Source organism: Winogradskyella sp., from assembly GCF_965228925.1.
Taxonomy (GTDB): domain Bacteria; phylum Bacteroidota; class Bacteroidia; order Flavobacteriales; family Flavobacteriaceae; genus Winogradskyella.
In genome coordinates, this window is sequence record NZ_OZ245845.1 from 475687 (window position 1) to 487758 (window position 12072).

Sequence of the window (12072 nt, forward strand, 5' to 3'; positions counted from 1 at the left end):
TTGAACAAAAAAACGACCATACAGGATATTGCACGAGAATTGAAAGTTACACCTTCAACCGTTTCAAGAGCGTTGAATGATCACCCAAGAATAAGCCGTGATACCAAAGAAGCCGTACAACGCGTCGCAACTAAACTCAACTACAGTCCTAATTATGTAGCTAGTGCATTACGTAAAGGCACGACACAACTTTTGGGTCTTGTTGTACCTAGGATAAATCGTGCTTTTTTTTCAAGCGTCGTTAGGGGTGTTGAGGAGATTGCCTTGAATAAGGGTTACAGTGTTATTGTTGCGCAATCTAATGAAGACTTAAACCGTGAACGCGATGTAATTAAAGCCTTCCTGAATGCACGAGTCGCTGGGATTTTTTCATCCTTGGGCAAAAACACCACACAATTTGACCATTATCTTGAAGCTCAAAAACGTGGTGTACCTATCGTCTTGTTTGACCGTACCACTACTGCCATAGATGCCAGTAAGGCCGTAATCGATGATTATATGGGTGGGTATATGGCCACGGAACACCTCATAAATCAAGGCTGTCAGCGGATTGTGCACTTTACAAGCCATCAGGCCAGCAACATCTACAAAGAACGATTAAGAGGTTACTTAGATGCCTTAAAAGACCACAATATTGATTTAGATGAAGGCTTGGTCATCCCCTGTGACCTTCAACTTGAAGATGGTATTGATGCCGTTAATAACGTTCTTTCTAAAAAGAAGTATGATGGTATTTTTAGTACATCCGACTATACGGCCCTAGGTGCGATTAAGGCCTTAAAGGCTAAAGGAAAATCCATTCCTGAAGAAGTGTGTGTTATTGGCTTTTCTAACGAACCGTTTACAGAATTTGTTGAACCTCCTTTAAGTACAGTTGACCAGTTCCCTGAGGACATGGGTAAAGCGGCCGCCGAATTATTCTTTAAACAAATAGAATCAGACTCGGATCTTTCCACAACTTATAAAACGATGCTTCAGCCCCAACTCATCATCAGAAAGAGCTCGAACAGGCTCGACTTAAAATAACCAAAACATGAAGACATTTATAACGGATAATTTTTTATTACGGAACAATTATGCCCAAAGGTTATTTCACAGTTACGTAGAATCATTACCCATTATAGACTATCACAATCATCTTATTCCTAAAGAACTCGCTGATAATAAGCTATTCCCTAATATCACGCAAGTGTGGCTCTATGGCGACCACTACAAATGGCGCGCTATGCGTACTTTAGGTATAGATGAGCATTATATTGCAGGGCAAGCCCCAGATAAGGACAAATTTGAAAAATGGGCCAACTGTGTACCCTACACCATGCGCAATCCGCTTTACCATTGGACACACTTAGAATTGTTGCGGTATTTCAACATTGACACCTTACTGGATGCCAACTCAGCAAGTGATATCTATGCTCAAACCAGCCATATGCTGGCATCAGAAGACTATTCAGCAATGGGCTTATTACGACAGATGAATGTGGAATCCCTTTGCACAACGGACGACCCTACAGATTCACTAGAATACCATCAAACACTTGCGAAAGCTAATAACGATATCAGTGTTTTACCAACCTTTCGCCCTGATAAGGTTTATAACTTATCAGATTCAGAACAGTATAAGTCCTACATTAAAAAGCTAGAATTGGCCTGTGGGTTTGCCATTATGGATTACGAAAGTCTATTAAATGCCTTATCCAATAGGATTGATTTTTTTCATTACCATGGTTGTCGCTTGGCAGACCATGGTCTTGAAACTTTGATTTATGTTGAGAATCAAAAATTTAACGAGGCTAAAATCTTTTCAAAAGCATTAGCTGGTGAACATATAAGTTTGCAAGAACAGCAGTTCTTTACATTTAAAATACTAGTGTTCTTATGCAAGGTTTATAATGACCGTGGATGGGTTCAGCAATTTCACTTGGGAGGACTCAGAAATACTAACAATCGCTTGTTGGGCAAATTGGGGCCAGATAGTGGTTTTGACTCTATTGGCGACTTTAGTCAAGCTAAAATGATGGCTCAGTTCTTTGACCATTTGGAATCTACAAATGAACTTACAAAAACCATTATTTACAACCTGAACCCCGCAGACAATGAGGTTTTTGTAACTATGGCTGGTAATTTTAATGATGGAAGCATCAAAGGTAAGGTGCAATTCGGAAGTGCTTGGTGGTTCTTAGACCAAAAGGACGGTATCGAAAAACAACTTAACACACTATCTAATTTAGGATTACTGAGCTGTTTTATTGGGATGCTTACGGATTCTCGAAGCCTATTGAGTTTTCCGAGACACGAATATTTTCGAAGAATCCTATGTAATTTGATAGGGGAAGATGTTAAAAATGGCCTTTTGCCCTGGGATGAAAAATGGCTTGGCAAACTGGTAAGTGACATCTGTTACTACAATGCTAAGAACTATTTTGATTTCTCAATTCAATAAAGCACCCCAATGACCAACACCGAACTTCCTACAAAAATCATTCAATTTGGTAAAGGTAATTTTTTAAGAGGCTTTTCCACTTGGATGACTGAAGTTTTAAATAAGGAGACCGATTTTAATGGGGGTGTTGAAATCGTTGAGACTTTTAAAACAAAAAGATCAAAACAGCTTATTGAACAAGATTTTAAGTATCATGTTATCGAAAGAGGTATCGAAAATGAGATTGTTATCGACAGAATTACAAGGGTCAATGCCATAAAGGGTCTTACCAATGTGGTCACGGCTTACGATAAATTCTTAAAACTGGCTCTAGAGCCCGAATTGAAATTTATTATTTCAAATACCACCGAGACTGGTATCACTTTTAAAACTGAAGACACCGATATTAGATCGCCACAGACCTTTCCTGGACGACTAACAGCTTTGCTATTTTATAGGTTTCAGCATTTATCGCATCCTGAAGAAACTATTTTTGTGTTGCCCTGCGAGTTGATTGATGACAATGCCGATACATTGCGAAGCTGTATTTTCAACTACTGTGAGTTGTGGAAGCTCCCTTTAGAATTCGTTGCATGGTTGAACAAAACTATAGTGTTCTGTAACACCCTAGTGGACCGCATTGTATCGGGTTACCCAAAAGCACCCGAAGTTTTTAGGGAACGATTGAGCTTTCGTGATGAACTCATGGTAGTGTGCGAACCCTATCATTTTTGGGCTATTGAGGACAAAGCAGAAATCAGTAGCGCTCTTCCTATTCACAAGACCAATCTTAATGTTCAGTTTGTAAAAGACATTAAACCCTATAAGAAAATTAAGGTACGTGTCTTAAATGGCGCCCATACCGCCATGGTGGCCTTGGGTATGTTAGAAGGTATTAAAACGGTCGATGAATTTATGTCCAACAGCGCGCTCAGAATACTTCTAGACCATATGCTGAATGACGACATATTACCAACCTTATCCCAATACAAAAGTGAATCAAATGATTTTAAAAACAGAGTTTTCGACCGATTTCAAAACCCGTTTACAAAACATCGTCTGAGCACCATTCAATTGAATTCCATTTCTAAATTCAGAACACGACTGCTTCCGTCATTAAAAGATTATGTGGCTTTGAAAGGTAGTCTTCCAAATCATGTTCCAGAAGTACTGGCACATTTACTTTGGCTTTACATAAATAGTGTTTCCTCATCAGGAATTGAACTTATAGATGAACCTCGGGTATTGGATATTTTCAAAATGGCTTGGTCTCAAAACGACCTTGAGAAAACCGTAGTTGCGTTGCTACAGAATAAAGAGCTTTGGGACGAAGATCTTGTTTTAATTGAAGGTTTAAAGGCCACTTTGATGACCTCTTTAAACCGATTGAACATGGCCAAAGACCCCGGCGCTTTTATAAATTGAGAAAGGCTAATCACCGACCTGACATTATGAAGCTAATATATTTTCGATAGTGAAGATAGGCGACTTTTGGTAGCCAAAGTAATAAGGACTATTGAAATGATTAATTAAAAACTAGCTGTGATAAACGTTTAAACAGATGAATAGAATTCAATTTTTGGGTGTGTTTACCGGGCCACTATTTTTTACATTGATTTTATTGTTTTTTGAGCCAGAGGGTTTATCTCAGGCCGGTATCGCCACGTTGGCCAGTGCGGTATGGATATCCATTTGGTGGATTACGGAGGCTATTCCTATTTCTGCCACCGCACTTTTACCTCTAGTGCTCTTCCCTTTAACCGGTATCATGTCCATTGATTCGGCTGGCACTTCCTTTTCCAATAAGATGATATTTCTTTTTCTTGGCGGTTTTATTATTGCAGCGGCGATTGAAAAAACAAATCTTCACAAGCGTATTGCCCTGAATATAATCAATAAAGTCGGTACGGACTGGAATAAAGTCATTTTAGGTTTTATGATTGCCACAGCATTCTTAAGTATGTGGATATCCAATACGGCGACGGCTGTTATGGTGCTTCCAATAGGGTTATCGGTAATAAGCCAGTTAAATATTGAAGGTATATCTCACGCTAAAATGAGTCGTTCATTAATGTTAGCTATCGCCTATGGTTGTTCAGTAGGTGGTATCGCAACCCTTATCGGTACACCTACAAATCCTATTTTTGCGGGGTATATTGAACAGAACTTTGGCGTGACCATTACCTTTACACAGTGGATGTCCGTCGGTTTGCCTTTTTCAATATGCATGCTTGTTATTGGCTGGTTGTATCTCACTAAGGTGGCTTATAAAACCAATGTTGCAAGTATTAGCGGGGGAGCAGCTACTATAAAAAAACAGTTGGAAGAACTTGGGCAAATGTCATATCAAGAACGCATGGTCCTTATTGTTTTTGTGAGCACGGCATTTTTATGGATAACGAGAAAGTACCTTATCGAGCCATTCATGGGAGGTACAAGCGATGCGCTCATAGCTGTTTTAGGTGCAATAGTCCTTTTTGTTATACCCTCTGGAAACAAATCCCACCGGATAGGCCTCATTGACTGGCGTACCGCAGAAACTATTCCTTGGGGTATATTATTACTCTTTGGTGGCGGATTGGCCTTGGCATCAGGATTTCAATCGAGTGGGTTGGCCAATTGGATCGGAGAACAATTAAACACGTTTGGTGCTTTACCGACCATTTTATTGATACTTGCCATTATCAGTGTGGTTAATTTTTTAACTGAAATTACAAGTAACGTAGCCACCGCAGCAATGTTAATGCCCGTATTGGGAGCACTGGCCTTATCTATCGATGTTCACCCTTATATATTGATGGTATCAGCAACTATTGCTGCCTCATGCGCTTTTATGCTCCCTGTAGCTACACCTCCTAATGCCGTTGTATTCAGTTCCGGTTTTTTAAGTATTCCACAAATGATACGTGTAGGATTTTGGATGAATATCATTTCCATAATTGTCGCCACATTACTCATTTATGTACTCTTACCCTTCCTATGGGATATTGAAATTGGTGTTTTTCCTTCTGACTTTATCAAGACTTAGACTACGACGAGGTATAATCAGTTCTTAATTTAGATATTCAATTTGTTCATTTTACAACGTCTCCAATTGAAAAAAACAAAAAAGCAAGCTTTATGTTTCTGCTTGCTTTTCGATTTATCCGTACTCAAGGTGGGAATCGAACCCACACTCCCGAAGGAACTGGATTTTGAATCCAGCGCGTCTACCAATTCCGCCACTTGAGCTATTATTTTGGTAAATTATTATCTCTAATCTGTCGTAGTTTTTCTCTACCAACTCCAGATTTCCAATATTTTTCTCTCTTTCTAGCATCAACCCTTTCAACGTCTAGCTTTTCAAAATAGATCAATTTAAAGGGTCTATAAGCCTTCGTTGTTCTTTCTCTACCTAGATTATGCCTTTCAATTCTAGAATCTAAATCCTGTGTCATTCCAACATAGATGTAGTTCCTTTCTAAACTTGAAATCGCGTAAATGTAAAACATTTTAAGAACTTATTGTATCCGACGTGCCTGCCTGTCGGCAGACAGGTCTACCAATTCCACCACTTTGGCTTAAATTAGTTCCGATAATAAACGGGAAGCAAAAATAAAAAATATTTTTCGCTGAGCAACTAAAAATAGAAGGGATTATCCTTTAATGCGCAAATAATTTTCCTAAATTTGGCCTAGCTAATAACACAACTAACAAGACTCTTAATTACTGACTCAAATGTCTAACAACACTACTGAAGCCAAGGTTTTCACCTGTTCACAAAGTAAAGATTTAGCCCAGGAAATTGCTGCTGCCTATGGCGTAAAATTGGGCAACGTTATTACCTCGACGTACAGCGACGGTGAATTTCAGCCTTCCTATGAAGAATCCATAAGAGGGACACGTATTTTCATCATCGGCTCGACACATCCTGGCCCAAAGAATTTAATGGAAATGCTGTTAATGATCGATGCTGCCAAACGTGCATCGGCTAGGCATATTACGGCCGTAATGCCTTATTTTGGCTGGGCTAGACAGGACCGAAAAGATAAGCCCAGAGTGCCAATCGCGGCTAAGCTTGTTGCTAAAATGCTAGAAGCTGCAGGGGCTACACGTATCATTACCATGGACTTGCACGCGGACCAAATACAGGGATTCTTCGAAAAGCCTGTAGATCACTTATTCGCATCGACCATATTTCTACCCTATCTCAAAAGCTTAAATCTTGACAATTTGACCATTGCCTCACCAGATATGGGAGGATCCAAACGCGCCTATGCTTACTCTAAAGCTTTAATGAGTGACGTTGTTATTTGTTATAAGCAACGTGCAAAAGCCAATGTGATTTCTCACATGGAACTTATTGGCGATGTTACCGGGAAGAATGTCGTTTTAGTAGATGATATGGTTGATACCGCAGGTACTTTAACAAAAGCTGCGGATTTAATGATGGAACGTGGAGCTATTAGCGTCAGGGCTATCTGTACACATCCGATTTTATCTGGTAGCGCCTATGAGCGTTTGGAGGAATCTAGACTTGAAGAATTAATCGTGACCAACTCCATTCCCTTAAAACAAAAAAGTAATAAGCTACGCGTTTTGAGCTGTGCGGATTTATTTGCTGAAGTGATGTATAATGTACATCACAACCAGTCCATTAGCAATAAATTTATAATGTAAGCATCGGTTTTCTTTGGTTTATTCGTTATACAATGGCCTTAATTCTAAAAAATAGTACAAAAAGGCTAGTATTTCTCTATTATATGTTTAAATTTGCAGCCCTTTTAAGCAGAACCTGCTACGGAGGACAAAGCCTCAAAATGAGGTCATTAAAAAAATAATAAACAAAAACACATGAAATCAATTACAATCAACGGATCTCAAAGAGAAAGCGTGGGCAAATCGTCAACAAAAGCCTTACGTAATGCTGGTCAGATTCCTTGCGTATTATACGGAGGGGACAAGCCAATGCATTTCTCTGCACCAGAATTGGCATTCTCTAAACTTGTATACACTCCAAATGCGCATACAGTTGTGATTGCCTTAGATAACGGAGAAACTTACAATGCGATTATGCAAGACATTCAGTTTCATCCTGTAACCGATAAAATTTTACATATCGATTTCTATCAAATCTTCGAAAGCAAAGAAATCACAATGGAAATTCCGGTTCAAGTTGTTGGAACGTCTAAAGGTGTTCTCAATGGTGGTGTCTTAAGAAGACCTTACCGTAAACTTAGAGTTAAAGCTATTCCTTCTAAATTACCTGATTTTATTGAGGTAGACATTACACCGCTTAAAATAGGTAGCAAGCTTTACATTACAGAATTAGAGAACGAGGATTATAAATTCTTACATCCAGACAATACGGTAGTATGCCAGGTAAGACGATCTAGAGCTTCGATGTCTGTTGAAGATGAGGAAGAAGATGAAGATGATGCAACTACTGAAGGAGCAGATGCACCTGCACCTGCGGCTGAAGCAGCACAAGAATAACGAATTCGTATTCTAAATATTCAAAAGCATTCTTTAACAGAATGCTTTTTTTATTTTTACGCAAAGTGCATCGCATGTTTAAACTCATAAAAAAATGGCTTGGTTTTGGCATTAGGACTAAACAAAATGAAGACGATCTTATGAAAAAATTCTTAATTGTCGGTTTGGGTAATATTGGTGAGAAATATGAGAATACCAGACATAACATAGGTTTTAAGGTATTGGATAATCTGGCTGAGAAAGCGTCCGTTACTTTTGAAACGGTGAAGTTAGGAGATAGGGGCGCGCTAAAAATCAAAGGGCGAACCCTAGTTCTTCTGAAACCTAGCACCTATATGAACCTTAGCGGTAAAGCTGTAAAATATTGGCTGGATAAGGAAAAAGTACCCTTAGAAAACCTACTTGTCATTACCGATGACCTCAACTTACCTTTTGGAACGATTCGTTTAAAGACCAAAGGCAGTGACGGAGGCCACAATGGTTTGAAAGATATTCAAGATAAATTACAAACCACCAAGTATAATCGCTTTAGGTTTGGAATTAGCGATACGTTTAGCAAAGGAAGACAGATTGATTATGTATTGGGAGAATGGAATGACGAAGAAAAGGCCAAGCTTAAGGAGCGCTTAGACCTATCGACCGAATTAATCACGTCCTTTGTCTTAGCTGGTGTTCACAACACCATGAATCAGTTTAATGGAAAATAAAAGCGAACACCTTAGCGTTCGCTTTTTAACTGAATATATTAAAGTGATTTAGTTAATAATCATTTTTCGTATCATTTCATGAGGCCCATCTTTCACCTTTATTAAATAAACTCCAGACTGCACACGATCTAATTGGACCAAGGCACTAAAATCGTTTGTGGAATTATAGGTTTTCGCATAAATTTTTCTGCCGTTAATGTCATAAAGTTCGATAGCTATGGCATCTGACAAGGGGTGCGTTAACCGTACAGTGAATTCACCATTATTGGGATTTGGGTAAATTCCGAAAACTGCACCGTCGGTTTCAAGCTCATCGACAGATAATATCTCTTGTGTACACAATTCTAATGTAAATTCAACGATTTGACCTCCATCGGAGAAAGCGAAGTCATCATCTACAGAAAGTGTCCAATCCCCTGCAGACATCTCACCGTAAATCGTTGAAAGATCTCCTTCGGGTATAAATGTACCAGTAAATGGAGACGTACCAGCTGTGATCGAAGTTGTAGCTTCCTGGTCAAAAACCGTATCGGTATAATTGTCATCATCATCAGCTCCATTGTCGGTAGAGAGCTCAATCGACGTCCCGGATGGGCTGATTAAGAAAATATCCAAATCGTTATTCCAGCTGTGTGAAATATTAATAGTGACGTTAACATCAGTAATAATGGCGTCATTAGCTACATTGATCACTGAGGTGTAATTATCCGTTCCATTAAAGGTCTCCAAGATATCAATGGGGAGATCTGTAGCACTGTAAGAATTACATGTAATATTAGCCGTTGTAAAACTGGCCTGTGAATAAGGACCAGAGCCACAATCATTGACACCTCTTACTCTCCAAAAATACAAGGTAGAGATATTTAAAGTCGTCACCGTTAACGTGGGATCATTTGGAACGCCTCCCGCAACGATATTCGTAAAGGCAGCATCAGTAGCCACATCAATCTCGTAGGCTGTCGCATTACTATCTGTATCCCATGTAAATACGGCATTAGTGGCGTTAATATCATCAGCTCCATCAGTAGGTGTAACTAAATTTGGAGCTGCAATAGTGGCATCAAAAACGTTAAATTCCACATCCGCAGTACTCGTAATACCTCCTGAGGTTCCCACTAAAGTAAAGGGATAATTGCCTGTAGCCAAACTACCCGTTCCGGATATGGTCACAGTCACATTGGTACCATCGGCAGTAGCACTTGTAGGCGAAAAAATGGCCGATGCCCCTACGGGTAAACCTGTAGCGCTAAATGTGGTTTCATTAGTAAATCCTAAAAATGTGTTGTAGGTAAAACTATAGACCACATTATTTGGTGCACAGACATCTATTGAACTATCCGCCACATTCAAAACAAATTCTGAGGCCTGAATAGAAAAATTAATCGAATTAATGGCATAAAAAATATTATTATTCCCTTCGACTTTCACTCGTGCCGTGGAGGTATCTCCTCCTATATTCGGCACCATCACATCGTGAGAGCCGTCGTTAAGAACATTCGAAGCCAATACAAAAGGATAGGTAAACCCACCATCTGTGGATAACAATATGTTTACAGTGGGCGTATTTACGGCACCCGCATCCGTCCCCGCAACATTCCAGGTCACAGTTTGAGTAGATCCAGCATCCCAAGTTTCATTGGTCGTTTGTGAGGTGACCACAAAAGGTCCTGATGACCCATCGACGTTAACGGTCATGGCATCAAAGCTGCTTTGAGGTGTTTGACCTACACCATTGGCCTCGCTTCTATCCCTTACGATCAATGCAAAGTTTAAGCTTCGCGTTACATCGGATACGGTTTCCCATGATGAATTATCGACCGTTTCCACGGGATTGGATTCCGTTAACTGTCCTGTGATAACGCGTTCTATAATAGGCATATAACGGTCTGGTGAGGTACTTGGAGGTCTAGATCTCCAGACCGCCCCTGTCGCTTTATTTGGTCCAAAACTTCCGGTGGTGGTTACACCATTATCGATTTGTTCCCAGTTGTAGGTAAGAATATCCCCTCCATCAGCATCGGTTGCCGCACCGTTAAGTACAAAAGCCGTTCCACCAGGAATGGTATAATCTATACCTGCATCTGCCACTGGAGGATTATTGGAAATAGCACTTCCGGTCCAACAGGTTCTACCTATTAAATTATCTAAAATTTGTGTAATACTGTAGTAGTGAAAGTAGGGATCGGAATGATCTTGCACGTCATCTCCACCGGTGATTCCAGCATATCCCATAATGGTCGTTCCACTTCCAGGTTCGGCATTAACGCCCGTGCCTTCGCTGCTAAAAGACCAAGTGTGGTTAGCCCCCATTTGATGTCCTATTTCGTGTGGTACATAATCAATATCAAAAAAGTCTGACATGTAAGGACCCCCATCATTATCTAAAAAAGAATGGGACGAGAAACCACTTCCCTTCTGATTATTTACACATACGCAACCTATACAACCCGCATTCCCATTATTCCCTCCAAAATGGAACAAATGGCCAATATCGTAATTGGCTTCCCCTACGTTGGTTGTTAAGGTACTCTGCAATTGCGAATTAAACGCTCCTGTATAAGGGTCAGTTGCCGCATTGGAATATATAATTTCCGTGCCCGTAACCAAGGTAAAAGTCACAGCCATATCAACCTCAAATACCTCGTTATTTCGGTTCAATGTTGAAACGACTTGAGCCAATGCGTCTTCCTGTGCATTACCATTTCCGGCATTACCGTCATCCCAAAAGTTGGTATACTCCGCTGTAGTAGAAATAGCAATCCTAAAGGTTCTGAGTATCTGGTCGTTCGCATCCCTATTAGTAGTTTCAGCAGTATTTGCAGAACGTAATTCGTCACTTGCTAAACAATCAAAATCCTTTAGACCTGCTTTTCTTGCCGCTCTACTGTAGGTAATATAAGAGGTATTATCCGTCCGACTTAAGGGTACCGTAAAATTAATGGGGCCATCAGGGTAAGTCGTCATGGTCTGTAATCCCTGTGGAGTAACACTAAATCTCGCTCTGGTTCCCGGATTTTCAGAACTATATCCTATATAGGTTTTAATCTCGGGATATAATTGCGATAATTCCTCGGAAAGTACTGGTGCTTCAACCACCATAAATTCTTCAAGTTCTCCTTTTATATTTGGAAGGTAAACTTTAGTATCGGATACGCTCGTTGATACAGAACGTATGGGCGCGTTTCTCAATTGTGCTTTAAACGCTTCAAAATCCAAATTGTAGGTCTGGTAAAACTTTTTGTTCACTAAGGTCTTTTCGCCATTACCACTTAATTCTTTTTCTGTTTTTTGCCAATAATTTTGTTGGGCAACCACAGAAAATACACATAAAAACATGGATAATGACAAAACAAAATGTAGCTTTGCTTTCATAGGTTTTGGGTAAAAGAATTAAAATTTCACGAATTTAGGATTTTTTTAACAAAAGCGCATCCGATTATTGAAAAAATAATAAAATCACATAGTTTA

At 39.7% G+C, this 12072-nt stretch carries 9 protein-coding genes and 1 tRNA gene; 7 read left to right on the plus strand and 3 right to left on the minus strand.

All coding sequences use genetic code 11. The features are described 5' to 3' along the window. From ACO052_RS01730 to ACO052_RS01745, 4 genes are all read left to right on the plus strand, one after another. The gene (locus ACO052_RS01730; protein ID WP_422106291.1) at positions 1-1026 is read left to right on the plus strand and encodes a LacI family DNA-binding transcriptional regulator; all 1026 of its coding nucleotides are present in this window, start codon (positions 1-3) and stop codon (positions 1024-1026) included. 7 nt (positions 1027-1033) lie between these two features. Further along, a complete protein-coding gene (gene uxaC / locus ACO052_RS01735; protein WP_422106292.1) occupies positions 1034-2443 on the plus strand; it encodes a glucuronate isomerase in 1410 nt (469 codons plus the stop codon). A 9-nt stretch (positions 2444-2452) separates the two neighbouring features. Continuing rightward, positions 2453-3847 (plus strand): tagaturonate reductase, encoded by a 1395-nt coding sequence (locus ACO052_RS01740; protein ID WP_422106293.1) that lies wholly within the window; start codon positions 2453-2455, stop codon positions 3845-3847. A 136-nt stretch (positions 3848-3983) separates the two neighbouring features. Then, positions 3984-5450, plus strand: a complete 1467-nt coding sequence (locus tag ACO052_RS01745) for an SLC13 family permease (RefSeq protein WP_422106294.1) — start codon at positions 3984-3986, stop codon at positions 5448-5450. A 121-nt stretch (positions 5451-5571) separates the two neighbouring features. On the opposite strand, the gene ACO052_RS01750 is transcribed toward ACO052_RS01745, so the two are convergent. Beyond that, positions 5572-5653 (minus strand) — tRNA-Leu (locus ACO052_RS01750). A 2-nt stretch (positions 5654-5655) separates the two neighbouring features. Then, entirely contained in the window at positions 5656-5913 is a 258-nt protein-coding gene (locus ACO052_RS01755; RefSeq protein ID WP_422106295.1) for a GIY-YIG nuclease family protein, read from the minus strand. 226 nt (positions 5914-6139) lie between these two features. Here ACO052_RS01755 and ACO052_RS01760 point away from each other — a divergent pair, with 226 nt between their 5' ends. The 3 genes from ACO052_RS01760 to pth all read left to right on the plus strand — a co-directional run bounded on the left by ACO052_RS01760 (position 6140) and on the right by pth (position 8604). Beyond that, on the plus strand, positions 6140-7081 hold the full coding sequence (locus tag ACO052_RS01760) for a ribose-phosphate pyrophosphokinase (RefSeq protein WP_422106296.1): 942 nt from the start codon (positions 6140-6142) through the stop codon (positions 7079-7081). 174 nt (positions 7082-7255) lie between these two features. Next, positions 7256-7897 carry a 50S ribosomal protein L25/general stress protein Ctc gene (locus tag ACO052_RS01765; RefSeq protein ID WP_422106297.1) on the plus strand — a complete coding sequence of 214 codons (642 nt, stop codon included), beginning with the start codon at positions 7256-7258 and terminating at the stop codon, positions 7895-7897. Positions 7898-8037: 140 nt separating this feature from the next. Then, positions 8038-8604, plus strand: coding sequence for an aminoacyl-tRNA hydrolase (gene pth, locus ACO052_RS01770; protein ID WP_422106298.1), 567 nt, complete (start codon positions 8038-8040; stop codon positions 8602-8604). Between the two features lie 48 nt (positions 8605-8652). On the opposite strand, the gene ACO052_RS01775 is transcribed toward pth, so the two are convergent. Beyond that, positions 8653-11976, minus strand: coding sequence for a reprolysin-like metallopeptidase (locus ACO052_RS01775; protein ID WP_422106299.1), 3324 nt, complete (start codon positions 11974-11976; stop codon positions 8653-8655). Positions 11977-12072: the final 96 nt, after the last annotated feature.

Excerpts from the sequence above, each read along its gene's own strand:
- ACO052_RS01740 (WP_422106293.1), top strand. The coding sequence starts at position 2,453 with ATGACCAACACCGAACTTCCTACAAAAATCATTCAATTTGGTAAAGGT.
- ACO052_RS01745 (WP_422106294.1), top strand. The coding sequence starts at position 3,984 with ATGAATAGAATTCAATTTTTGGGTGTGTTTACCGGGCCACTATTTTTT.
- pth (WP_422106298.1), top strand. The coding sequence starts at position 8,038 with ATGAAAAAATTCTTAATTGTCGGTTTGGGTAATATTGGTGAGAAATAT.
- uxaC (WP_422106292.1), top strand. The coding sequence starts at position 1,034 with ATGAAGACATTTATAACGGATAATTTTTTATTACGGAACAATTATGCC.
- ACO052_RS01760 (WP_422106296.1), top strand. The coding sequence starts at position 6,140 with ATGTCTAACAACACTACTGAAGCCAAGGTTTTCACCTGTTCACAAAGT.
- ACO052_RS01775 (WP_422106299.1), bottom strand. The coding sequence starts at position 11,976 with ATGAAAGCAAAGCTACATTTTGTTTTGTCATTATCCATGTTTTTATGT.
- ACO052_RS01755 (WP_422106295.1), bottom strand. The coding sequence starts at position 5,913 with ATGTTTTACATTTACGCGATTTCAAGTTTAGAAAGGAACTACATCTAT.
- ACO052_RS01765 (WP_422106297.1), top strand. The coding sequence starts at position 7,256 with ATGAAATCAATTACAATCAACGGATCTCAAAGAGAAAGCGTGGGCAAA.